The organism is Neomicrococcus aestuarii (assembly GCF_014201135.1).
Classification (GTDB): domain Bacteria; phylum Actinomycetota; class Actinomycetes; order Actinomycetales; family Micrococcaceae; genus Neomicrococcus; species Neomicrococcus aestuarii.
Window position 1 is genome coordinate 652,953 of record NZ_JACHDR010000001.1, and the last position, 24,661, is coordinate 677,613.

At 60.0% G+C, this 24,661-nt stretch carries 20 protein-coding genes; 15 read left to right on the forward strand and 5 right to left on the reverse strand.

What is annotated here, in order from left to right; all coding sequences use genetic code 11:
* The first annotated feature begins 1 nt into the window (after position 1).
* The 3 genes from HD598_RS02870 to HD598_RS02880 all read left to right on the forward strand — a co-directional run bounded on the left by HD598_RS02870 (position 2) and on the right by HD598_RS02880 (position 5,756).
* A complete protein-coding gene (locus HD598_RS02870; protein ID WP_183663667.1) occupies positions 2 to 3,061 on the forward strand; it encodes a DEAD/DEAH box helicase in 3,060 nt (1,019 codons plus the stop codon).
* 30 nt (positions 3,062 to 3,091) lie between these two features.
* Positions 3,092 to 4,696 carry an amidohydrolase gene (locus HD598_RS02875; protein ID WP_311538929.1) on the forward strand — a complete coding sequence of 535 codons (1,605 nt, stop codon included), beginning with the start codon at positions 3,092 to 3,094 and terminating at the stop codon, positions 4,694 to 4,696.
* Between the two features lie 313 nt (positions 4,697 to 5,009).
* Complete coding sequence (locus HD598_RS02880; RefSeq protein ID WP_183663669.1) at positions 5,010 to 5,756, forward strand: polyprenol monophosphomannose synthase; 747 nt, start codon at positions 5,010 to 5,012, stop codon at positions 5,754 to 5,756.
* A 234-nt stretch (positions 5,757 to 5,990) separates the two neighbouring features.
* Here the strand turns inward: HD598_RS02880 and HD598_RS02885 are convergent, their stop codons facing one another.
* The 4 genes from HD598_RS02885 to HD598_RS02900 all read right to left on the reverse strand — a co-directional run bounded on the left by HD598_RS02885 (position 5,991) and on the right by HD598_RS02900 (position 8,987).
* The gene (locus tag HD598_RS02885; protein WP_071893604.1) at positions 5,991 to 6,341 is read right to left on the reverse strand and encodes an RNA polymerase-binding protein RbpA; all 351 of its coding nucleotides are present in this window, start codon (positions 6,339 to 6,341) and stop codon (positions 5,991 to 5,993) included.
* 182 nt (positions 6,342 to 6,523) lie between these two features.
* On the reverse strand, positions 6,524 to 7,513 hold the full coding sequence (locus HD598_RS02890) for an SPFH domain-containing protein (RefSeq protein ID WP_183663671.1): 990 nt from the start codon (positions 7,511 to 7,513) through the stop codon (positions 6,524 to 6,526).
* A gap of 42 nt (positions 7,514 to 7,555) precedes the next feature.
* Positions 7,556 to 8,011, reverse strand: coding sequence for an NfeD family protein (locus tag HD598_RS02895; RefSeq protein WP_071893602.1), 456 nt, complete (start codon positions 8,009 to 8,011; stop codon positions 7,556 to 7,558).
* Positions 8,012 to 8,141: 130 nt separating this feature from the next.
* Positions 8,142 to 8,987 carry a putative RNA methyltransferase gene (locus HD598_RS02900; protein ID WP_183663673.1) on the reverse strand — a complete coding sequence of 282 codons (846 nt, stop codon included), beginning with the start codon at positions 8,985 to 8,987 and terminating at the stop codon, positions 8,142 to 8,144.
* Positions 8,988 to 9,043: 56 nt separating this feature from the next.
* Between HD598_RS02900 and HD598_RS02905 the strand changes: the two genes are divergently transcribed.
* The 8 genes from HD598_RS02905 to HD598_RS02940 all read left to right on the forward strand — a co-directional run bounded on the left by HD598_RS02905 (position 9,044) and on the right by HD598_RS02940 (position 19,794).
* On the forward strand, positions 9,044 to 11,194 hold the full coding sequence (locus tag HD598_RS02905) for a S9 family peptidase (RefSeq protein ID WP_183663675.1): 2,151 nt from the start codon (positions 9,044 to 9,046) through the stop codon (positions 11,192 to 11,194).
* Between the two features lie 16 nt (positions 11,195 to 11,210).
* On the forward strand, positions 11,211 to 12,185 hold the full coding sequence (locus tag HD598_RS02910; RefSeq protein ID WP_183663677.1) for a GNAT family N-acetyltransferase: 975 nt from the start codon (positions 11,211 to 11,213) through the stop codon (positions 12,183 to 12,185).
* A 12-nt stretch (positions 12,186 to 12,197) separates the two neighbouring features.
* Entirely contained in the window at positions 12,198 to 12,434 is a 237-nt protein-coding gene (locus HD598_RS02915) for a GNAT family N-acetyltransferase (RefSeq protein WP_183663679.1), read from the forward strand.
* Positions 12,416 to 15,430 (forward strand): Tn3 family transposase, encoded by a 3,015-nt coding sequence (locus HD598_RS02920; RefSeq protein ID WP_183663681.1) that lies wholly within the window; start codon positions 12,416 to 12,418, stop codon positions 15,428 to 15,430. Before HD598_RS02915 ends, HD598_RS02920 begins: the two co-directional genes overlap by 19 nt.
* Positions 15,431 to 15,568: 138 nt before the next feature.
* Positions 15,569 to 16,051, forward strand: a complete 483-nt coding sequence (locus tag HD598_RS02925) for a GNAT family N-acetyltransferase (protein WP_183663683.1) — start codon at positions 15,569 to 15,571, stop codon at positions 16,049 to 16,051.
* 209 nt (positions 16,052 to 16,260) lie between these two features.
* Positions 16,261 to 16,845, forward strand: a complete 585-nt coding sequence (locus tag HD598_RS02930) for a recombinase family protein (RefSeq protein ID WP_183663685.1) — start codon at positions 16,261 to 16,263, stop codon at positions 16,843 to 16,845.
* 155 nt (positions 16,846 to 17,000) lie between these two features.
* Positions 17,001 to 17,357 carry a GNAT family N-acetyltransferase gene (locus HD598_RS02935; protein WP_183663687.1) on the forward strand — a complete coding sequence of 119 codons (357 nt, stop codon included), beginning with the start codon at positions 17,001 to 17,003 and terminating at the stop codon, positions 17,355 to 17,357.
* 76 nt (positions 17,358 to 17,433) lie between these two features.
* Positions 17,434 to 19,794 carry an ATP-binding cassette domain-containing protein gene (locus HD598_RS02940; protein WP_183663689.1) on the forward strand — a complete coding sequence of 787 codons (2,361 nt, stop codon included), beginning with the start codon at positions 17,434 to 17,436 and terminating at the stop codon, positions 19,792 to 19,794.
* Here the strand turns inward: HD598_RS02940 and HD598_RS02945 are convergent.
* Positions 19,791 to 21,257, reverse strand: a complete 1,467-nt coding sequence (locus HD598_RS02945) for an MDR family MFS transporter (RefSeq protein WP_183663691.1) — start codon at positions 21,255 to 21,257, stop codon at positions 19,791 to 19,793. The genes HD598_RS02940 and HD598_RS02945 overlap by 4 nt on opposite strands.
* A gap of 139 nt (positions 21,258 to 21,396) precedes the next feature.
* On the opposite strand from HD598_RS02945, the gene HD598_RS02950 reads away from it, so the two are divergent.
* The 4 genes from HD598_RS02950 to HD598_RS02965 all read left to right on the forward strand — a co-directional run bounded on the left by HD598_RS02950 (position 21,397) and on the right by HD598_RS02965 (position 24,518).
* Positions 21,397 to 22,029, forward strand: a complete 633-nt coding sequence (locus HD598_RS02950) for a TetR/AcrR family transcriptional regulator (protein ID WP_071893597.1) — start codon at positions 21,397 to 21,399, stop codon at positions 22,027 to 22,029.
* Complete coding sequence (locus HD598_RS02955) at positions 22,026 to 22,718, forward strand: Type 1 glutamine amidotransferase-like domain-containing protein (RefSeq protein WP_183663693.1); 693 nt, start codon at positions 22,026 to 22,028, stop codon at positions 22,716 to 22,718. The genes HD598_RS02950 and HD598_RS02955 overlap by 4 nt, the downstream gene beginning before the upstream one ends.
* Positions 22,719 to 23,076: 358 nt before the next feature.
* Complete coding sequence (locus tag HD598_RS02960) at positions 23,077 to 24,183, forward strand: tyrosine-type recombinase/integrase (protein WP_183663695.1); 1,107 nt, start codon at positions 23,077 to 23,079, stop codon at positions 24,181 to 24,183.
* Positions 24,180 to 24,518: a helix-turn-helix domain-containing protein gene (locus HD598_RS02965; RefSeq protein WP_183663697.1), complete on the forward strand. Its 339-nt coding sequence runs from the start codon at positions 24,180 to 24,182 to the stop codon at positions 24,516 to 24,518. Before HD598_RS02960 ends, HD598_RS02965 begins: the two co-directional genes overlap by 4 nt.
* The last annotated feature ends 143 nt before the right edge of the window (positions 24,519 to 24,661 follow it).

The window sequence follows — 24,661 nt, forward strand, 5'->3', positions numbered from 1 at the left end:
TATGACCTCTCCGGCCGAAAGGTACGCAGCCGCCAAAATTAGAGCGGCGGAGGCGAAAACCCTACTTTATTCTTTCCGACAGGAAATCTCCTTCGAGCTCGACGGCTTCCAAATCGAAGCCTGCAGAGAGCTCGAATCAGGCCGAGGAGTCCTCGTCGCAGCCCCCACTGGCGCTGGTAAGACCGTAGTGGGCGAGTTTGCCGTCTATCTCGCGTTGCAACGTGACGGTAAATGTTTCTACACCACGCCCATCAAGGCGCTCTCCAACCAGAAGTTTCAAGAGTTCTCTGAGAAATACGGCCCCGAACGGGTAGGTCTTCTTACCGGCGATACCTCCATCAATCCCGAAGCAGAGATCGTCGTCATGACCACCGAGGTGCTTCGGAACATGCTCTACGCCGACTCGGACACCTTGCGTGGGCTGTCTTTCGTAGTGATGGACGAGGTCCACTACTTGGCGGATAAGTTCCGTGGAGCCGTGTGGGAAGAAGTCATCATTCACTTGCCCGATTCCGTGCAGGTGGTCTCCCTCTCGGCAACTGTGTCCAACGCCGAAGAGTTCGGTGGCTGGCTTGATGCTGTCCGCGGTGACACCGCCATCATCGTGTCCGAGCACCGCCCCATCCCGCTCTTTCAGCACGTCATGGTGGGCGGACGAATTGTGGACTTGTTCGCTGAGGAAGTGTCCTTCGACGAAGCCGGCACGGAACAGCGTCGTGAGGCGTTGACCGTGAACCCGGAGTTGCTGCGGATTGCTCGTCACGATCGCGCCACTACCTTGACGCGTAGCGGTCGCGGCGGTTCTTCACGGCGGGACCGCGAAGAGTTCCGCGCCTCCCGCGGTGGAAAAGCCCACGGCGGAGCCGGGCGTGGGAAGGGCGATCGGCGCTTCAATAACCGCGATGGATCTGGCACGTGGGATGGCTCCAAGAGTCGTGACGGTGCGGGCAAACGAGATAGCTCGAGCAAGTGGGAAACCACCGAGGAAGCTCCGCGCTTCAACGTGTCACGTCCCCACATGATTCGCGCCCTAGAAGCCGCCGGACTCTTGCCCGCCATCGTCTTCATCTTTTCGCGAAAAGGCTGCGATGCGGCCGTCAGCCAATGCGTGCGCTCGGGACTGAAGCTCACCAATGATGCTGAATCCCGCGAAATCGCCGCGATTGTGGATGATGCCGCGAAGGACCTGAACCCCAGCGATCTTGACGTGCTGGGCTTTTGGTCCTGGCGCGACGGCTTGATCAATGGCTTCGCAGCCCACCACGCGGGAATGCTTCCGGTCTTCAAAGAGGTCGTAGAAAAACTCTTCGCTGAAGGCTATGTCCGCGCGGTCTTCGCTACCGAGACGCTCGCGTTGGGCGTCAACATGCCTGCTCGCTCTGTGGTGCTTGAAAAGCTCGTGAAGTTCAACGGTGAAGAGCATGTGCAGATCTCCCCGGGTGAGTACACGCAGCTGACCGGACGCGCGGGTCGCCGAGGCATCGATGTGGAAGGTCACGGCGTGGTGCTGTGGCAACCCGGAACGGATCCAGCGGCCGTAGCCGGTCTGGCGTCCAAGCGCACCTACCCTCTGAACTCCAGCTTCCGCCCCACCTACAACATGAGCCTGAACTTGACGGCCCAGTTTGGTCGAGAACGTGGCCGCGGCATTCTGGAATCCTCTTTCGCCCAGTTCCAAGCGGACCGCTCCGTCGTGGGACTGGCCCGAAAAGTTCGTGGTCGCGAAGAGTCCCTCGCTGGGTACGCGGAATCCATGAAGTGCCACTTGGGGGACTTCTCTGAGTACGCGAAGCTCCGCCGAGAGTTGAGCCAAGCGGAAAAGGATGCGAGCTCTTCCGAGCGGCGCATGCGTCGCGGCGCTGCCGCAGCGAGCCTCGAAGGTATCTCGCGTGGGGACGTGCTCCTAGCTAAGGGTCCCCGCGGGGTCACTCGGTGTGTTGTTTTGGAAACCTCTCGCTCCCTCCGCGATCCTTCGCCCACCATCCTCACCGAGGACGGCAAGATCAAACGCTTGAACCCGCTGGAGCTAGACAGCCCCGTGGTGGTTCACGAGCGTCTCCGCATCCCGAACCATTTCACAGGCCGTACACCTCGCGAACGACGCGACTTGGCATCGAGCCTGCGTAACCTGCTTCAGGACAAACGTCCGCCCAAGCACTTCTCGCGAGCATTCTCCTATGAGGGCTCGGATCGCATTGAGGCCGAGATTACCCGCTTGCGCAAGGAGCTTCGTCATCACCCGTGCCACGGTTGCTCGGATCGCGAAGAACACGCGCGCTGGGCCGACCGCTGGTGGTCACTTCGGAAGGAGACGGACCAGCTCAAGGCGCAGATTGGCGGCCGCACGAACACCATCGCCAAGATCTATGACCGTGTGTGCGCCGTGCTCAATCACTACGGCTACCTCAAGCTGGACGAGGAAATGGCTTCGATCGCCGATGGTTCGCACGCACGCTATTCGAGCGCCGGACAAGTACCCGAATCAGGCACAGACCTTGCGGATCCGGCACTTGACGCCGCAGGCATCGACGGATCGGCCCTCATTTCACAGGCCGGTCAGCGCCTCCGCAGGATCTACGGCGAACGGGACATGCTGACCTCGCTGGTGCTGGAATCCGGTGTCATGGAAAACCTGGATCCGGAAGAGCTCGCGGCCTTCATCACCACGCTGGTGTTCCAAGCGAAACGCGAAGAGCGCATGTTGGACGTCAAGCTCCCGAGCCCTGGCATCCATGACGCGTGGGATGTTGCGGTGCGCGAATGGTCCGAGCTCACGGACCTGGAGGAAGAACACCACCTGCCGCAGACCGCGGCACCCGAACTTGGTCTGGTCTGGCCGATGTTCCATTGGGCACGCGGCAAAGACCTCGGTGACGCCATCAAGGGAACGGACTTGGCTGCGGGCGACTTTGTGCGCTGGGCAAAGCAGGTCATCGATTCGCTTGATCAGCTTGCGAAGGTACAGGGAATTTCGCCCAAGTTCGCCAAGAACTGCCGCAGGGCTGTAGACCTCGTACGCCGCGGCGTCGTCATTCATATTGGCTTAGGAGAAGTTGACTAAGCCGTGCATCGAAAGGGAAGTACCAGTACAGTGTCGGAGATTTCGCTTTACCGCAATGGGTTCATCTATTCCACGGTGGATCCTTATGCAACGGCCATGATCGTGGAAAACGGTCAAGTGGCGTGGATCGGCGGGGAAGCGGCCGCGGAGTCTTTGAAGGATTCCCGCATGACCGTTATCGACCTTGACGGCGCGCTCATTACGCCGGCGTTTGTTGATTCGCATGTGCACGTCACGGAGACGGGACAGGCACTCACGGGCTTGGACCTGAGCAAAGCAGAGAGCGCCGAGGCGGTTCTTGAGGCAGTTGCTGCGCACGCTAAAACCAATGATCGCGTAGTGGGCCACGGCTGGGATGAGTCTCGCTGGGCCGGCCACCGCGTGCCTACCCCGCAAGAGCTTGAGCGCGCTTCCGGCGGCAAAGAGGTGTATCTGACGCGCGTGGATGCGCACTCGGGAATTGCTAACGAGTCGCTCCAGAACCGCCTAGGTCTTTCCGCCGATGCGGACCGGCTGACGGGGGAGCAGCACGTTGCTGCACGTCAGTCCGTCAACGAACTTTCGGCATCCGGGCTTCAGCTGCTTCAGCGCAAGGCGCTCGAGCACTTCGCGTCCCGTGGCTACGGAGCTGTGGTGGAGAATGCTGCTCCACATATCTCTGGCCGCGCTGACTTGGAATCCTTGGCCGCATTGGCCAACGCTGAGCAGGACTCGCTTCCCACCGTTTACTCCTTGTGGGGAGAGTTGGCGCGCGATGAGGCGCATGCTCGCGAACTCGTTGGTTCGTTTGGTCCTGGCGTGGTCCGCGGCTTGGCCGGCGATTTGCGTGTTGACGGATCCTTGGGATCTAGGACGGCCGCTTTGAACGCACCTTACGCGGACGCTGCCGCCGAAAGCGGTCAGTTGTATCTTTCAGCGGACGACGCCGCAGCTCACCTCGTGGCGTGCACCCTTGCGGGAATTCCAGGCGGCTTCCACGTGATCGGCGAACGCGGTTTGGACACCGTAGTAGAGGCGCTGGAGCGCGCCGCCGCCGTCGTGGGCGCGGACCGACTCAGGGGTGCGGGACACCGCCTAGAGCACGTGGAAATGGCTAGCGATGCGCACATTCAGGCATTGGCAGCCTTCGGCATTACTGTCTCGGTTCAACCTCTCTTTGATCAGCACTGGGGTGGGTCTGGCGGCATGTACGCGCAGCGCGTCGGTGAACAGCGGGCTGAAACCATGAACCGTTTTGGAACCATGTTGGCCGCCGGCATTCCGGTGACCTTTGGTTCTGATTCGCCAGTGACCGAAGCGAATCCTTGGCGAACTGTAGCTGCGGCGTTCTCGCTGAACCACGCGGCCGCACGTTTGTCTGCCAAGGCCGCTTTTATTGCGCACACTCGGGCCGGTTACCGTGCCATTCGTGAGGCGAGCCCGTTCTTGGGCCAACTGGGTCCAAGTGCCCCGGCAACCTTTGCAGTGTGGGAGCCATGGGAACTTTCTGTCCAGACCCCGGATGAGCGAGTTTCCGCGTGGAGCACCGACACGCGGGCCGGAACGCCGCTGTTGCCGACCTTGGACAGCGGAAGCCCGCAGTGCCTCCGCACGGTCAAGGATGGAAACATTCTGTTCGATCAATTGTCAAACTAGTAGATTAAAGGATGTCGCCACTCCGAAGTGACTAGGTTGTATTTAGGAATTCCCTAGTCAGGTAGCGGTTGACACGTTCGTCAGAGCTACTAGTGTGGAAGGTCACGGGTGAGTCGAAAGGCTTTCCTGGCTGGTAAAACCAGCACTGCACGAGGGAGTCCGTGAAACCTTAGAAAACAAGATGCGTCACACTGTCGAGTCTTGGCCCGAAGTTTCGCGGACTCCCTCATTTCTGCCTGTAGGGTAATGAGTGCCCCTCATCCGGTAGTGACGGGGGACGTCATGTTTATGTCTCTTCAGGAGGATTCCGCCCGTGCGGGTACTGACAATCATTCCCACCTATAACGAGCGGGAGTCTTTGCCGATTACCGTCAACCGTCTTCGTGCCGCGGCACCGGATGTGCACATTCTGATTGCGGATGACAATTCCCCTGACGGCACCGGTGCCATCGCGGATGAGATGGCTGCGAATGATTCCAACATCCATGTGATGCACCGCAAGGGTAAAGAAGGACTTGGCGCTGCTTACATCGCCGGTTTCCGCTGGGGACTCGAACGGGACTATGACGTCCTTGTTGAGATGGACGCAGATGGCTCCCACCAACCCGAGCAGCTTCCACGTCTTTTGGCTGAAATTCCGCGCGGCGCTGACTTGGTTATCGGTTCGCGCTGGGTCAAGGGCGGTTCTGTTGTGAATTGGCCGTTGCACCGAAAGTTCATCTCCTTGGGCGGTAGCCAGTTCTCTCGCATCATGCTGGGACTGAAGCTCCGTGACATCACCGCCGGATACCGCGCCTACACGGCACAGACCCTGCGGGCAATGGACTTCAACCAGATCGACTCCGTGGGCTACGGATTCCAGGTGGACATGACATTCCGCGTGGCCCGCATGGGCGCGCGCATCGTGGAAGTTCCCATCACGTTCGTTGAGCGCGAGCTCGGCGTCTCAAAGATGAGCGGAAACATTGTCACGGAGGCAATGGTGAACGTTGTTCGCTGGGGACTTTCGGCACGCGTGGAAACTCTGTCCGGAAAGATCAAGCGTCGCTTGGGACGCTAGAACGTCAGGCTCTACCGTTCCGCGCTGTGAGCGGGAAGTGGCAAGCTCTTTTTCAACAAGAATCGGCGGCGGTTCACCCCCTTTACTGGGAGTGAACCGCCGCCGATTCTTTATTGTTTGTAGATGTCTACGTGTGAGAATCCCGTAGCTTAGGCATAAAAAACGACTCCCAACGAGCGTACTCAACGTAGACACTAAGTTGAGGTTTTTCGTCGTTGGGAGTCGTTCTAAGAACTACTTAGAAGCCTTGACCTCGCCGCGGGATTCGCGCAGCTTCGTCAGGCGGTCGGCAAGGATTTGCTCGAGTTCGTCCACGGAACGGCGCTCCATGAGCATGTCCCAGTGGGTACGAACTGGCTTTTCGTTGCTATCAACAGGCTTTTCGCCGTTGACCAACACGGCTTCCTTGCCGGTCTTAGATGTCCAGGTGGGTGGTACTTCCGCCTCGGCGGCAAACATGACGAACACTTGCTCGCCGTCTTCACAGCGGTACTCGACGCGCTGGCGAGGTGCCGGCTCAACGCCAGACTCCGTCTCCATGCTCTGTGCTCCCAGGCGCATACCGCGCAAACTGCGATCGCTCACTGTCTTCCCTCCGCTAGATAAACTACTCGCCTTTACTTAACGAGCCAGATCCTAGAATCATTCCCGCAAAGACACTCAAGTATAGCGAAATCGCCCAGCTTCTGGCGCATCTAGGGTTCGAAGCTGGGCGATTGCTCACTTATGGGGCGCTTGTTGCTACTGGTTTGCACGCAGACGCCTGTTTACGGGCGCGGCGGTTCCGGATTTTCGGAGGACGACGACGCAGGGTCGGCTTTCGGGGCAGACGCTTCTGTAGCGCTGTGTCCCACGTTTCCGGCGCTGTGTCCCACATTTCCCAAGACTCCGCCGATTCCCTTGAGTGCTTCTCCCACTTCGCTGGGGATGATCCACAACTTGTTGGAGCTGCCTTCAGCCAGCTTCGGCAGCGTCTGAAGGTATTGGTACGCGAGAAGCTCGGGGTCCGGCCGGCCGGCGTGGATGGCGTCGAAGACTCTCTGGATAGCTTGAGCTTCACCGTCAGCGCGAAGGACGGCGGCTTGAGCGTAGCCTTCGGCGGCCAGAATGGCCGCTTGTCGCTGACCTTCCGCTGTCAGAATTTGTGACTGCTTGGTGCCCTCGGCAGTGAGGATCGCGGCACGCCGATCGCGTTCGGCGCGCATTTGCTTTTCCATGGAGTCCTGAATGGACAGCGGCGGATCGATAGCTTTGAGCTCCACGCGTGAAACGCGGATGCCCCATTTACCCGTGGCTTCATCCAGCACACCACGCAGTTGGCCGTTGATCTGGTCGCGGCTGGTGAGTGCTTCTTCGAGGTTCAATCCGCCCACCACGTTACGAAGCGTGGTGGTGGTGAGCTGCTCGACGGCCTGGATGTAATTGGCGATTTCGTAGGTCGCTGCTCGTGGCTCCGTGATTTGGAAATACACCACGGTGTCGATGCTGACTACCAAGTTGTCTTCCGTGATGACCGGCTGCGGTGGGAAGCTGACCACTTGTTCGCGCAGATCCAGAAGCGGCAAAAGTCGATCCACGAACGGAATGAGCAACGTCAGGCCCGGGCCGAGCGTGCGTTGGTACTTTCCGAGTCTTTCCACAACTCCCGCGCGGGCTTGCGGAACGATTCGAACTGAGCGGATGAGAACAACAATCACGAAGATTGCAAGAACAATAAGGACAATCGCTGTTGCGGTTGCGCCACCATTGCTTGGCATCCGTCCCCCTTTCAGATGTGCTGCTGATTGATAGTGACTGAACTATTCGGTGTCTCGGGGGCGTAGGTAGGCGGTGGCGCCTTCAATGCGCACCACAGACCCGTAAGTTCCCGGCTGGAGGGGTGCACCTGATTCGGTGCGAGCGGTCCAGATTTCGCCACCGATTTTGGCGCTTCCCATGAGTCTGCTGGTGGGCTCCAAGACAAGAGCCTCCTCGCCAATGAGCCGTTCAATATTGGTGCGCAACGACTCCGGCGCTTTCCGCAGATGCTTGATGGCAAGCGGGCGCAACATGAAAATCAGAACAAGAGAAAGCGCACAAAAGACAAGGGCCTGTAGCCAGAATTCGGCCCCCAACAGTGCGGCTGTGACGCCGCCCAGCGCGCCGAGCCCCAGCATGATGAAGTAGAGGTCCAAAGACACCATTTCGATGACAGCGAGCACCAAGAACAGCACCAGCCAGAACACCCACCCATTGGCGATAATCCACTCAAACATGCCGGTTTTTCGCTCCTGACTGACCATTTAGATACAAATCTCGAGTACCACTATGCCTGTTTTGGATCGCAATCTCGTCCGCCTTGAGGCGTACTTGCGTTAAAAAAGTTACCGAATTTTTGTAGGTTGCTTATTTCTTTTCAAAAACGGTAATGACGACGCCGCAGCTCACCGTCCGCTGTTCAGTTTCCGTTGACGTGGGCTCGTGGTGACCTGCCGGACCCATCGCCACAAGGTCAGCGACCTCGTCAGGGTTCAAAGTCAGCGAGAATTCGAGACTTTCTTCCTGGATGAGCGCGTAGCCCTCGGAGAAGGTTTCGTGGATTTTGGCTTGCTTCTCCCGCTGAATAGTCAGCAACCCCAGTTGCGCGTCGCGTAGCTCTTGGAGGTGATGGGGGAGCGGTGTGACCACAATGGCGCGACCGCCGCGACGCAGAATCCGCCGAAACTCCTCGGCGTTGTGCGGGGAGAAGATATTGAGGACAACGTCAACGCTTCCTGCCGCTACTGGCAGGACACTCCACACGTCACTGACGAGTGCAAGGGTCTTTGGAACTTTAGCCGCGAACTTTGCGGCGGCGCGGGAAATGTCCATGGCGATAGCCCGCGTGCCATCTGAAGAGCTCATTCCGTTCATGACGCGTTCAAGGTAGTAGCCCGGTCCGGAACCGGCATCGTAGATCAGGGACGCATCCGTAGGAACAGCTGACGCCACTGCCTCGGCGATGGGTGCGTAGTGACCCGCTTCTAAGAACCTCAAGCGCGCTGCCACCATGTCCTGGGTGTCCTCGCGAAACTTGGTGCCCTTGCCGGTGAGGAGATTGAAATAACCCTGACGTGCGGCGTCGTACTGGTGCCCGTTCTCGCACGCGAGCTTTGAGGGGTGAGGCATTTCGGACTGAGAAAGCACCAACTCGCTTGCGCAGACGGGGCATACCAGTACGTCGGACCAATCGGTCACGGGGGAGTAATTCACAAAAATACCGTTCAATAACTGTTTCACAAAGGGGGTGAATCGAGTAGGCTCGCGACATGAAACCGGAGAATATCGACCTGCTCACTAGCCTATCTGCGCCAGCGCTACATCCTGACGGCTCGCGAGTGGTTGTTGCAGCTGTTCGCCCCAATTTTCGCAATGACTCCTATACGGGCCAGTTGTGGGACATAAAGGTCGATGGCTCCGGCGCGCGCCGCATCACTCAAGCGTTGGGTGACCGGGCGCCTCAGTTTTCTCCGGATGGCAGCGTGCTGGCTTTCTTGCGCAAAGACTCGGACGGTAAGCCTCAAGTGGCGATTGCCCCTGGCGATGGAGGAGAAGCGCGGCTTATTACGGCAGCGCCGCTCGGCGTCAGCTCCTTCACGTTCTCCCCAAATGGCACATGGATTGCCTTTGAAGCGGCGCGACCAGAAGAGGACCGGTACGGAACCACGGAGGGAATCTCTGGTGGTCAAGAGGATGCGCGTCGCATCACCACCGTGCAGTACCGCATCAACGGCGCCGGTTTCACGATTGATCAACGCAGTGGCCTCTACGTGCTCGCTGTTCCTCCCGTGGACGAAGAACCTTACGTGGAGCTCAAGGGCCGAGCCGCTAAGGCAGAGAAGAAGTCCGCTTCTGCGAGCGCCGGCAAAGATGTAAGCCAAGATGTAAGCCAGGATCCGGCGAGTGGAACCTCAACGGTTGATGAAACACATTTGGGCGTTCTCGGCGGTGAAAAGGGTGTTCCGCGCGCAGTTCTAGTGACGCGCATCGACACGGACGCTGTCGCACCTGAATTCAGCCCCGATGGAGCATGGCTGTATTTCGGAGCCGCGTTGCACGAATCTGCGCAGACGGACCTCCAATTTGATGTCTACCGTGTCCCTCTAGAACGCATCTTCGAACACTTGTCTGATAACCACGTAACACTTGAAGTTGCCGCTCCGGAGCTGGTCACCACCACGTCCGGTGAGGTCGGTGTGGAATCGGCGCGATTTGGCAAGGACGGCATCCTGTACGCGCTCGGTGGCGCACTGGGATCGACGGGAACCGACTTCGTGGGGCAACCGGTAGGCGTCTACTCCTTGGGGGATGGCACCCCGGGAAATGAATTTAGGTTGCTCACGGACCTGAATGCGGATGACTTCTCCGAAACCTCTGCTCTGGTTCCGGCCGCAACCGCTGGCGTTTGGGCCATTAGTCGCCACCGAGGCAGCGCGTCGCCGGTACTCGTGTCGTCTCAGGGCGCCCAGCGCATTGACGCAGGCCAACGCGTTGTCAAAGGTATTGCGGCAACGCAAGGCGGCGTCGTCGTAGTGACCTATTCAGACCCACAGACGCCAGCGGATCTCGCGAGCCTCACTAACGGCGCCTACACGCGGATCACCGACTTCGGTGCCGCACTGCGTGATGCAACCACCGTGATTGCGCCGCAAGAATTTACTGCAACGGCCAGTGACGGCACGGAAATCCACGGCTGGGTCTTTATCCCCGAAGGTGAAGGACCGCACCCGGTCCTGCTGAATATCCACGGTGGGCCGTTCCACCAACACGATTGGGCGTTCTTCGACGAGCCACAGGTCTACGCCGGCGCCGGGTATGCGGTACTGCACTGCAACCCGCGAGGTTCTGCCAGCTACGGTCTGGACCATGGCAAGGCCATCAAGGGTGGAATGGGCACCGTAGACGCGAGCGACGTTCTCACCTTCCTCGAGCAAGCCGTCGCCAGCTTCCCGCAATTGGACGGTGAGCGGCTCGGCGTGATGGGCGGCTCTTATGGCGGTTACCTCTCGTCTTGGCTCATCGGCCACGACCACCGCTTCACCGCAGCCATTGTGGAACGCGGCTGCTTGGAGCCGTACGCGTTCCAGGGTTCCTCCGACATTGGCTGGTTCTTCTTGGGCGAATACATGGGACGTGACGCTGAAGCGCAACGGCGCCAGAGTCCCTACGCAGCGGCAGATAACAACACCACCCCCACCTTCATCATTCATTCGGAAGAGGACTACCGCTGCCCGTTCGAACAAGCGCAGCAGTACTTCACCAAGCTCAAGCTGCAAGGCACCGAGGTGGAAATGTTGGTGTTCCCGGGGGAGAACCACGAGCTCTCACGCGCCGGTACGCCATGGCACCGTAAGCAACGCTTCGAGGCAATTCTCGAGTGGTGGAACCGGTATTTGCCCGTGACGAGTAGCGATCACTAGGAAGGACGTGAACGCTGTGAGCTCCACCTTCCCGTTGAGGGCCTTCCTTCGGCGCTATCGGGACGCCATCTATGACAAGGACGTCGAAGCGTTTGCTTCCTTATTCAGTGATAGCGCCCGTATTTTCGATGCGCAGATGGTGTGGGAGCGGCGCGGGGCGGATGGTGCGCGGGAATCTGCGCGTGCGCTCTTGGCTCGCGCCGCCAGTGGTGAGCGGCTGGTTCTTTCGTTCTCTTTCCTGGATCTCAGGGAGTACGACGGCGCAGCGAGCGTGAGTGCCTTAGTGCGGCACACGCTGGTCACCGGTGATAGCGAAGAACACTTCACTCCTACCGAGCACCAACGCCGACGGGTGACCTGGCTTTTTGAGCGAATCGGCGAAGAGTGGCTCATTGTTCATGAGCATGCGTCAGTGCCCGTGGATGCAACCTCCGGAGAGGCGATGCTGAAGATCACCGAGGAGAGCGGTGAGCCACTCGCGTCAGCGTGGACGGTACGAGCCGAACAGGCAGGAGATGAAGCCGATATCCATGGCATCAACGCCGCCGCCTTCCCCACGGAGGAAGAAGCAGACCTCGTGAATGCTCTGCGCAAGAATCCAGAGGCATGGATGCCAGGGCTCTCGATGCTCTCGTGCGATGGAGACCGGCCGGTAGGCTACGCGCTTCTCACGCGATGCTACGTGGGGGAGACGCCCGCCCTCGCCCTTGCCCCGTGCGCGGTCCTTCCCGAGTATCAATTCACGGGAGCAGGATCCGCCGCGATCACCGCGGTCCTCAACGCCGCGCGAGCACAAGGGGAGAAATACGTGGTTGTCCTAGGGCATCACGAGTACTACCCGCGCTTTGGATTCAAACGAGCCGCGACGTTCGGAGTAGGACTCAGCATCGACGTACCCGAAGAGTCGCTCATGGTGCTCAACCTTGAAGAAGACTCGGTAGCGACTTTCCCAGCGGGCACCGTCCGCTACGCCGCGCCCTTCGGGATTTAGGGTTACTACCCCATGAATCAGATCATCGTGCCGCGCTCGCATCGGCTCCAGTACGCGCGCATGCAAGAAAGCGATCTCAGCGAGATGGCCCAGCTGCTGGGAGACCCGGAAACCATGACGTACTACCCACGACCCAAAACCCGCGAAGAAGCACTCGCCTGGATCGGGGTCTGGGGAAGAATCGCCCGGAAATTCACGCTAAGGAGTCAGCGGCCTGTTGAATGGGTGACATGGCGGTCGATTTTCTAAGTGATGAGCAGGTCGCAGGGTTCAGCGGATTCCCCGACGAGGTACCAGCGGAGGACCTGGAACGTTTCTGTTGGTTGGACGATGCCGATTTGTCGGTGGTTGGTCGCCGCCGGGGAATGCACAACCGCCTGGGATTTGCTGTTCAACTGATCACGGTGCGGGTAGTCGGACGTTTTTTGACGGATCCATTGGCTGTTCCGTGGCCGGTGGTGGAATCCCTGGCCGGGCAGCTGGGCATTGCCGATGCTTCCGTGCTCAAGCTGTATGCGCAGCGGGGACAGACCGGGTACGAGCACGCCGCGGAAATCTCCACCGAGTACGGGTATGCGGATTTCTCCGATCCGGCCAGGTACGAAGAGCTGAGGCTGTTTCTGGAGGCCCGGGCCTGGACTTCGTCGGAGGGACCGGTGCGTTTGTTTGAACGGGCAGCTCTCTGGCTGCGTGAGCGCAAGGTCCTTCTCCCCGGCGTCTCCACGTTGACACGACTGGTTTTAGAGGTCCGCTCCGGAGCAAATGACCGCCTCCATTCCATGCTGGTGGACGCGGCCGGCCCCGCATTGATTCTGGAATTGGAAGGTCTGCTTCGCGTTGGGGAGGGGTCACGGTTGACCGCGTGGGAACGGCTGCGGACCGGGCCTTCGAGGGTCTCGGTGCCGGAATTGTTGCGGCAGTTGGAGCGGCTGGGTCGCTTGCGGTCCCTGGGTGCCGGGTCCATTGATGTGGAGATGATCCCCGAGGGCCGGATGAACGCCCTGGCCCGCTACGGGTTGGCGGGCAAGGCCTCATCGCTTCGAGGACTATCGGGACAGCGCCGGGGTGCGACACTGCTTTGTGCCGTGCGCGCATTGACGTCGGAGGTTGCCGATGATTTGTGTGATGCCCTGGACGCCATTGTCAACGAACGCGTTCTGCGCAAGGCAACCAGGGAATCCACTGCCGCCCGGTTGAAGTCCCTGCCCCGTTTGTCCAAGGCCTCGCTGCAATTGGCGAAGGCCGCGAAAACACTGGTCGAGGTGTTGGACAACACGGATTATTCCGGCGCAGAGGCCGCCTCGGTGCTGGCCGATCAGGTTTCCTTGTCCGAGCTACGCGCCGCGCTGGAGGTGGTGAACGAAGTGGTGAATCCCGAGGGTGCCGAGGCTGACACTGCGGGGCAGATGCTGCGCCGGTTCGCCACCGTGCGCTCGTTCCTGCCAGCATTGGCCGAGGCGGCACCCTTCGGGGCCACCGCGGGCGGGACGCCAACGTTGGCGGCGCTGACGGCACTGCCGGAAGTTCTGGACGGCCGCAAGAAAGACCCTGCCGAGGTTGATCTGTCCGTACTCTCTCCAACTTGGCAGCGCCTTGTCACGGCTTCGGAGGAAATCGACCGCAAGGCCTACACGGTGGCAGTGACGGTGGCCGTCCACAAGGCGCTGCGGCGCCGGGACATCTTCGTGGTGGGCGGGCGTCGCTGGGGAGACCCTCGGGCGCGGTTGCTGACCGATCCGGCGTGGCAGGCCACCAAAAAAGAGACCTTGAGGGCACTCCAGCTGCCCGAAGAGCCAACGGAGCATCTGGCTGGTGTGCGCCACCGCCTTGATGCCCGATATCGTGCGGCGGCTGAGCAGTTGGCCGACAATCCAACGGTACGGATTGATGATGCCGGCAAAGTCCACCTCTCACCCCTGGAAGCCAAAAAGGTCCCGGAGTCCCTGACGCAGTTGCGGGGGATGGTCTCCGGGATACTGCCGAGGGTGGACCTGCCCGATGTGCTGCTGGAAGTACATTCCTGGACGGGATTCCTCTCGGAATTCAGCCACGTCTCGGAGGCCTCCGCGAGGATGGTCCAGCTCGATGTCTCCGTCGCAGCCCTCCTGGTGGCCGAGGCCTGCAACGTCGGACTCACACCGGTGGTAAGGGATGGCCACCCCGCCCTGACACGTGGACGCCTGAGCCACGTCGACCAAAACTATGTGCGTGCCGATACGCTGCGCGCGGCCAACGCCCGCCTGATCAAGGCCCAGTCCGGTCTCGGACTCGCGCAACGCTGGGGCACAGGCCTGCTGGCGTCCGTCGACGGGATGCGGTTCGTGGTGCCGGTGGCCACCGTCAATGCCGGGGCAAATCCGCGCTACTTCGGCCAGGGCCGCGGCCTGACCTGGCTGAACTATCTCAACGACCAGGTCTCCGGCCTGGGCGCCGTCGTGGTTCCGGGAACGGTCCGCGATTCCCTGCACATTCTCGATGGGCTGCTCGATCTTGACGGCGGCCAACGCCCCGAGATGGTCGCCACTGACACGGCCTCCTACTCGGACCAGGTCTTCGGGCTTTTCACCCTGCTCGGATATCGGTTCTCACCCCGACTGGCCGGGTTGCCGGACCAACGGTTCTGGCGCATCGACGCCACGGCGGATTATGGGAAGCTGAACGCGGTGGCCGGCCGCAACCGCATCAACCTGGATCTCATCACGTCGAACTGGCCGGACATGCTCCGCCTTGCCGGGTCCCTGACTGCCGGGACCGTGCGTGCCTCGGAAGTCCTGCGGGTCACCCAGGGAGGCGGGGCACCGACGCTGCTCGGGAAGGCGTTGGCGGAGTACGGGAGGATTGCCAAGACCGAGCATCTGTTGGACTTCATCGATGCCGATGAGGGGTACCGCCGGCAAATCCATACACAGTTGACTGTGCAGGAATCCCGGCATGCCCTGGCCAGACTCATCTTCCACGGCAGGAGGGGCCAGATACGGCAGTCCTACCGGGAAGGCCAGGAAGACCAACTCGGCGCCCTTGGCCTGGTCCTGAACGCCGTCATCCTGTGGAACACCCGCTACCTGGACGCCGCACTCAGCGGGCTCCGCGACCGCGGCCACAACGTTGCAGACGAGGACGTGCAACGCCTGTCGCCGCTGGTTTCGGAACACATCAATATGCTGGGCCGCTACTCTTTCACTGCAGGCGCCACAGGAACCGAACTTCGGCCATTGAGGAACCCCGATGAGGACCTGGAGACCTAAACGAGGCAACATTTCCCTGAACATATCCCCGCCCGCAAGGGAAGGTCTAACGGAAATGTTTGTGAAATCGGTTTGATGGTTGACGGGAAATTTTCCGCACTTAACATCCCCGATACATAGAGTTGTTAACTTGTGGCTATGACGCTGAACATTCAACTCGCAAACTTCGACGATCCCGCTTTGAGTATCTTCCTTGAAGAGCACCTTGCCGACATGGCTCCCCATTCTCCGCTGGAATCTCAGCACGCGTTGGACCTGTCTGCACTTCGGCAGCCCACAGTTCAACTCTGGGTAGCGTGGAAGGAACAACGGATAGCGGGAACCTGCGCGTTGGCGGTACTGACACCGGGACACGAGGAGCTCAAGAGCATGCGTACCGACCCGGACTTTCGCGGACAAGGAATCGCTTCGCAGTTGCTACACCATGTGTTGGCCACGGCGAGAGCGCGCAAGGTAGATCGCATATCTCTGGAGACCGGATCTATGGAATTTTTCGCACCAGCCCGGGCACTGTACAAAAAACATGGGTTCGATCAATGTCAGCCATTCGGCTCCTACATTGAAGATACTCACAGCCACTACATGACTCGAACCCTTCACCCCGAGCCAACTTCTAGATAAGTCGGATTGTCACAGACAGGAAATTCTTACCTCAAGACCCTGACATCACGCATGGTCATCCCTGTCCCGTAAGACGGTCGGCCAGCGGAGCGTGTGCAGACGACTTCGGACTTTTTTCAAAACCGCGTGTTTCCGCACATGTCAGATTCCCGTATACCGTGCCCGCAATTAAGCCCGGTGATGGGGGGCTAAACGGTACACTCAAAACCATGACCGGACTCCTCATCGGATACGCGCGCGTATCCACCAATGACCAAGACCTCACCGTCCAGAAGAACGCCTTGCTTGGCTTGGGCGTGTCGCCGGAGAAGACCTTCACCGATCAGGGCCTCACCGGTGCGAATAGGGAGCGGCCTGGGCTTGGGCAGGCGCTGGCCGCCTGCCGGGGTGGGGACACCCTGGTCGTGACCAAGCTTGACCGCCTGGCCCGGTCACTGCGAGATGCCAAGGACATCGTTGACGAGCTCACCCGTCGCGAGGTCAAGCTCAGCATCGGCGGCTCCGTCCATGACCCCACCGATCCCGTGGGCAAACTCCTCTTCAATGTGCTGGGAATGGTTGCCGAATTCGAGGCAGACCTGATTCGGGCACGAACCCGTGAGGGGATGGCCGTTGCCAAGGCAAAGGGCCGGCTACGCGGAAAACAACCCAAACTCTCCAAAGCCCAGGAAGCACACCTGGTTTCCGTTCACGGGGCGGGAACGCACACGACTGGTGAAATCGCCGAACTCTTCGGCGTAGCCCGGTCAACCGTCTACCGTGCCATCAAACGGGCCGTCGAGGCAGCCGCTTAGATCCATCGAATTTCACCGACCTTGCCGGAGCTAACACCGGAACGTCGTTAGCGTGAATTTCCGAGAAGATCTTCCCCGGACCCCGGATCCACTGGAACCAACGCAACTATCAGCGAGACGGACTCGGTCTCTGGATCCTTCGCGCTCGCAGTGACGTGACCCCAGTCGGCGAACCCACGCCCAGCGCGACACAAGCAGACAGCGGGAGTCGAGCTGCGTCGTCGTCCTTTATAGGGGACTGCGGACTCACGTGGCAGGAAATTGACGGCACCGAAGAACTGGAAATTGGGTACCACGTGCGCCCCGGATGGCAACGGCAGGGCCTAGCGACGGAAGCCGCCATCGCGAGCCGCGATCTGGCCTTGTCCCTCGGGCACAAGCGACTGATCTCCATCATTCACCCCGAGAACCTCGCGTCACGGCGGGTCGCGGAGAAGGTCGGCATGCGTCTTGAGCGGCACACCGTCAGCAGAACCGGCATTCCCGTGGTGGTCTACGCCGGGCAGTGGTAATCATTCACGACTTCTTCCAAGCGCCGCCGGTAGGATCAATTCGCTAAGCCCTTGTTTTGTCACCCTTGGAGGACTCATGGCCGCAGTGCCGTTGGCTGACAGTCACGAAATGATTCGCGTTCACGGCGCGAATGAGAACAACCTGAAAAACGTGTCTGTCCAGATTCCCAAGCGTCGACTCACGGTGTTTACCGGGGTTTCAGGCTCCGGCAAGAGCTCCTTGGTGTTCGGAACCATCGCTGCGGAGTCGCAGCGCATGATCAACGAGACCTACAGCTCCTTCGTGCAAGGATTCATGCCCAACATCGGCCGGCCAGAAGTGGATCTGCTGGAAGGGCTCACCACGGCGATCATCGTGGACCAAGAGCGCATGGGCGCTAACCCGCGCTCGACCGTCGGCACCGTCACAGACGCCAACGCCATGCTGCGCATCATCTTTAGTCGCATCGCCGAACCGCACATCGGCTCATCCAACGCGTATTCGTTCAATGTGCCCTCCGTCAGCGCCAGTGGCGTCATGAAAGTGACCAAGGGCGGCAAAGAAGTCGCCGAGAAGAAGACGTTCAACCAGACCGGCGGCATGTGCCCCGAATGTGAGGGCCGCGGACAGGTCTCCGACATCATCCTGGACGAACTCTACGATTCCTCGATGTCACTGGCCGAAGGACCATTTAAGATCCCTGGTTACACCGCCGACGGATGGGCCATGAGGATCTTCTCCGGATCGGGCTTCTTCGACGTAGACAAGCCGATCGCGAAGTTCAACGAGTCTGAGATGCACGACCTGCTCTACAAAGAGCCCACTAAGGTCAAGATCGACAGCATTAACCTGACCTACGAAGGCCTGATTCCTAAAGTTCAAAAGTCCTTCCTTTCCAAGGATCGGGACGCTTTGCAACCGCATATCCGGGCGTTTGTGGACCGCATTGCTACCTTCAAAATGTGCCCCGCGTGCGATGGCACTCGCTTAGCGGAACCTGCGCGAAACTCTTTTATCAACGGCAAAAACATCGCCGATCTCTGCGCCATGCAGATCAACGAGTTGGCTGTGTGGCTCCGTTCTCTGGAAGCGCCGGCCTTGGGTCCGCTCGTCGAGAACCTGCAGCACACCCTGGATCAGTTCGTGGAAATTGGCCTGGGGTACCTGACGCTGGATCGGCCGTCCGGCACTCTGTCCGGCGGTGAATCCCAGCGCGTGAAAATGATCCGCCACATGGGATCTGCACTCACGGATGTGACCTACGTGTTCGATGAGCCGTCCGTGGGACTGCACCCGCATGACATTCAGCGCATGAACGAGCTCCTGCAGCGCTTGCGGGACAAGGGCAACACCGTGCTAGTGGTGGAACACAAGCCAGAAATGATTGAGATCGCCGATCACGTGGTGGACCTTGGCCCAGGGCCGGGATCGCGCGGTGGACAGATCTGCTTTGAAGGATCCGTCGAGGATCTTCGCAAGAGCGGCACCGTCACCGGAAAGCATCTGGATGATCGCTCCACCCTGAAGGCCAGCGTGAACAAGCCCAAGGGGACTCTGCAGATCCGGGGTGCCTCGGAAAACAACCTTCAAAGCGTTGATGTGGATGTGCCACTCGGCGTTCTGGTGGCTGTCACGGGCGTTTCAGGATCAGGTAAGAGCTCGCTGGTTCATGGATCCATCGCCAAGAATGACGGCGTTGTGTCGATCGATCAGACGGCCATTCGTGGTTCTCGCCGGAGCAATCCCGCGACCTACACTGGGATGCTCGAACCTATTCGCAAGGCGTTCGCGAAGGAGAATGGGGTCAAGCCGGCGCTCTTCAGTGCCAACTCTGAGGGAGCCTGCCCCACCTGTAACGGTGCCGGCGTGGTCTACACGGAGCTCGGTTTCATGGCGACTGTGGGGACCACCTGTGAGGACTGTGAGGGCAAGCGTTTCCAGCCGGAGGTGCTCGAGTACCGGCTCGCTGGTAAGAACATCCACGAAGTGCTTTCGATGCCCGTGGATGAGGCCGAGGCGTTCTTCGGTGAAGGAGACGCCAAAATCCCTGCGGTGCACAAGATCCTGCAGCGCTTGTCTGATGTGGGCTTGGGCTACTTGAGCCTTGGCCAGCCGCTCACCACTCTGTCCGGCGGCGAACGCCAACGCCTCAAGCTAGCAACCCAGATGGGGGATAAGGGCGAAATCTACGTCCTCGATGAACCCACCACCGGGCTCCACCTGTCGGACGTGGAACAGCTCATGGGCTTGCTGGACCGACTCGTGAAATCCGGGAAATCCGTCATTGTTATTGAGCATCATCAGGCCGTGATGGCTCACGCGGACTGGATCATTGATCTGGGCCCGGGTGCTGGTGTTGACGGTGGCACCGTGGTCTTTGAGGGCACGCCCGCGGAGCTGGTGGCCGATGCCTCCACGCTCACGGGGCGCTACCTCAAAGAGTATGTGACCGCTTAAGCGGACTGATTCGACGCATCTTTGCGCAGGAAGAACGCCAAGATGATGGCGATGATTCCAAGGATGCCTCCGAGCGAGAACGCAACGTCCGCGCCGGCAATAACGGCGTGAGCTTCATCAGAACCGCTGCTCGCTGCCGTCGCCGCGCCAATCGAGAGGGCGGCAATGAAGCCCGCCGTGCCTGCTGCGCCACCGAGTTGCTGAAGCGTATTCAAAATCGCTGAACCGTGTCCGTACAACTCGCGCGGAAGCGAGCCAAGCGCCGTCGTCATCAGGGGAGTCATGACCATGGCCATGCCCAAGCTGAACACCACGTTCGTGATGATCACCGTAGTCAATGAGCTTTCGGCGTCGAGGGTGGTCATCCACCAGAGCCCGCCCGCCAAGAGCGCGGCGCCCGGAAGCACGAGGGGGAGTGCGCCGAGCTTGTCATAGAGACGGCCGATGAACGGTGAGGCGATGCCCTGGATCAGGCCGCCTGGAAGGAGTACCAGGCCAGCTTCGAGCACGCTGAATCCACGGCCGTTCTGCAGGTAAATTGGCAGGACCATGACGGTTCCCAGCATGCTTCCCATGGCGATCACCAGAATGGTCACGGCGATGCGGAAATTGTGGAACTTGAAGGGCTTGAGGTTCAGCAAAGCTGAATCATCCTTGCGTTGCAGCGCAATCTGTCGCTGGACAAAGATCGCCAATGCAATGAGACCCACCACGAAGGCGCCCAAAGGGGCCATAGATCCGCCGATGATGGAAGAGATGGACGCGAGACCGTAGACCAGCCCGCCGAAGGCAACCGCCGAGAAAGCAACCGAGAGGAGATCTAGGGGAGCGCGGCGAGTCGGGTTCTTGTGCTTGAGTGAGACGTAGCCCGCGATCAACAAGATGACCGCCAGCGGCACAATGGCCCCGAAGATCCAGCGCCAACCCCACGTGTTCACCACGAGTCCGGAGAGCGTGGGACCAATGGCCGGTGCCACAGAAATCACCACGGAGTTCAATCCCATGACGGTACCGCGGCGAGCAGGTGCCACCAGCGTAAGCGTGGTAACCATGAGCAAAGGCAGGACGATGGCCGTGCCGCCCGCTTGAATGATGCGGCCCAACAAAATGACGCCAACAGACGGTGCTAGCGCTGCGACGAGCGTGCCCACAATGAACAGCGAGATCGCCACGGTGAACAGTGTGCGCGTTGTGAACCGCTGAGTTAGAAAGCCGGTCGTCGGAATGACCACGGCCATGGTGAGCAAGAAGCCTGTAGTGAGCCACTGGACCTGTACTGCATCAACGTTGAACTCGGCCATGAGATTTGGAAGTGCAACCGAAAGGACGGTTTCATTCAGGATCATCAAGAAGGCGGAGATGACCAGCACCGTGATGATGGTAGTGACGCCCTTGCGGTCGAGCGCTTGAACAGCGTCCGTCTGTGATGGCGCGGATTCCTCCGGCTGGAGGGATGAAGACATGCGGGTACCTGTTTCTGTGTGGCTGGAGGGTGACCTCGATTGCACGAAAGTGCTCTGTTGAAATTATGGCACACTGTGACAAGTTGTCGTAAGTGACATATACTGGTGACATTCGATACAACGACGTAAGGGAGGGGTAGTGAGCCCCAGTAAATCCAGTGAGCAGCCCCTCGGATTGCGCGAGCGGCGTCGACTTCAAACGGAAAACGAAATCCACGAAGCCGCGATTACGCTTTTTGAGCAAAAGGGCGTGGCTGCCACTACGGTGCAGGATATTGCGGACGCAGCAGGCATTTCCTCGCGCACGTTCTTTCGATACTTTGCCAGCAAGGAGCAGGCAGCGTTGCCTGGTCAACGACGCATGGTGGACGCCATGGCATCCGTTGACTTCAGTAACGTTCAGAGCACCTCTGATCTATTGCGCATCATGGCTAACGTCGCCGAAAGCGTGATGCTCTCCGAAAATCAACCGAGTGCGGGGGAGCACCGCAGAATCGCCCGCCTACTGGCGACAGAGGGGGATATGCGCTCGCTTGCGGCCGCTCAGGAGCAGTACTTGGGCAAGGTTTTGCGGGAGTCCTTAGAACGGAATTTGCCGAATTACGACGCCGCGAGCTTGCTTTTGGTTGCCGAAATTTCGCTTGCGCTGTGGCGGACTAGCTGGATGCGCTGGGGGGAGTTGTCGGCCGAAGATGTGATTGTTGAACCCATCGTTGTTTTTCGCGAGTGCCGTGCCACACTAGATGGCATGCTTGGTGGAACAACGTCATGAAACTCCTGCTGACCTCCGGCGGCATCACTAACGACAGCATTCGGGAGGCCCTCGAGAGGCTCCCGGGGAAACCCGTTTCCGAATCCACGGCACTGTGTATTCCCACCGCGCAATACGGACATCCCTGGTGTACACCACAGAGCATGTGGAATTTTGTGGCCGGTGAGCAGCCGTCCCATATGACCGGCTTGGGATGGAAATCCGTGGGGCTGTTAGAGCTACTGGCGTTACCGAGTATGAACAAGGAACGCTGGTTGCCGTGGCTTGAAGCGGCGGATGTGCTCTTGGTGGACGGCGGCGATGCAATCTATCTTCGTCATTGGCTGGTGCAATCAGGCCTTTGGGATGAGCTGCAACGATTCTCGAATCTCGTCTGGGTGGGTGTGAGCGCCGGCAGCATGGTGTTGACGCCACGAATCGGCCGTGAGTTCATGACCTCTGGATCAAAAGACATTTGGGGCCGTGAAGATCTTCCAGCGCCTGCAGACGCCGGTCTGAGTGCCATCGAGTTTTCAATCTTCCCGCACCTGAACCATCCGGACATGCCGACCAATTCGTTGCAGGCTGCTGAGAAATGGTTTGAGCAGATTGATCATCCAGCCTTCGCCATGGATGACGATTCAGCAATTGCCGTGGTCGATGGTGACATCCGTGTGATTTCAGAAGGCACGTGCGTGGAACTGGGATAACGTCGTGGGCGTTATTCAGTGAGGGTTGTGTTTGGTGAAATTCCTGAGAATTCCTGGCCGCTCCCACGTTTATTTATAATGCCGATAATATACATTATGTAAACTAAGTACTCTGCGTATCTCATCGGATGAATCAGTCAGGCCCTCTCCCGCGGCCGTTCGGGTCCGGACACTTGCCGCCCCCTGGGCCGCGGTGTTTCAGGGGTCCACCGAATTGGAACGGTAGCGGCAGTCCTTCCGCGGATCTGCGCGGATCAGGGGCTTAGGCCGCCAGAAACCGCGTCTGACCTGTTCGTTTGCCCGGATGATGCAATTGATGAATCATTGATTCAATCAATACAACGGACTTGGAGGCGGAATGGCGGTCGACGGATCAGGTCGGGTGTATCTGCTGGGCTCCATTCCGCTCTTGCATCCCGAACAGCAGACCTTGGACGAGATGTTGGACGGCTGGCGCAACCAGCAGCTCTCGCGAAACCTCAAGTTCGACACGATCGACCAGCGCGCCCGGTATGTCCGCAGGTTCGTGGACCACGTGAACGAGTTTCCCTGGAATTGGACGCCGGCCCACGTCGAGGAGTACTTCGGGGACCTGCGCTCGATCCGGCGCGTGAGCCATGCGACACTCCGCGCCCACCAGTCCGCACTGCGCCACTTCACCACATACGTCTCCAACCCCGACTACGGCTGGGATAGGGCCTGCGAGCAGCTCTTCGGCACCCATCCCTCCCAGGTCTTCTACGAGTGGAACACGGCCACGCACGTGCAGGGGTTCGAGGGCCGCCCCGCCAAACGGCCCTTCACCAAGGAGGAACTCCAGAGGGTCTTCGACCACGCCGACGACGAGGTCGGACTCATCGAGGCCTCGGGCAAGAAGGGCTGGAAGGCGGCCTACCGCGACACCGTCATGCTCAAGGTGGCCTACTCCTACGGGCTGCGCTTCAATGAGCTCCGGCACCTGCAGTCCGTCGACTTCGCAACCAACCCCCGCGCCCGCGGCTTCGGGAGATTCGGTGTCTGCAAAGTCCGCTTCGGCAAGTCCCGCAGGGCTTCGCCGCCCAAGCCCCGCAGCGTGCTGACCGTCTTCGACTGGACCGCAGGCATCCTGGAGGATTGGCTCGCCAATGGCCGCGGAACACTCCACACGCCCGACCTCTTCCCCAGCGAACGCGGCGGCCTGATCGTGGAGTCCACCCTCCTGCGCCGGCTCCGGCGGTACCTCGACGAACTTGGAATGCCATCGGACGGGCTTGACCTGCATTCACTGCGGCGCTCCTACGCGACGCACCTGCTCGAAGCCGGGTGGGATCCTAGATTCGTGCAATACCAAATGGGCCACGAACACGCCTCCACCACCGGAATCTACCAATTCGTCAGCGACGACTTCCGCAACACCACCCTGCGGGCCTCTCTGGACCGCACGCTGGGCGAGGCGCTGGGACCGCAATCCGGAGGAGAGCAATGAAGCGCCAAGTCGAATACACGTGGCGGCTGGCCGAGCTGATGGCGGTCCGGGGACTGCACAACACCACCGACCTCATCCCCCTGCTGGCCGAACGCGGAATCAATCTCTCCAGGCCCCAGGTCTACCGCATCGTCAACCAGAAGCCTGAACGCGTAGCCCTGCAGGTCATAGCCGCCATCTGCGACATCTTCTCTTGCGGACCCGAAGACCTCATCACCGTCACCGCCGCCGACGTGCGGGCACGCAAGACCGGAACCAACAACTCGCCCAACGTCGTGGACCTCAACCGGACTGTCCGCCCACGCCGCGCCCGCATCATCGACGATGACGACTGAACCACCCGCAGGACTCACGCGGCGCAACACCGCCCGCGGCCGCCCCCGCACGAACGGCTCCGTCCAGTGCTCCCGCTGCGGCCGCGCCGCCGGCAGGGCACGGGCGACTTGGCCAGAAGGCAAGATCTGCGGTCCCTGCTTCA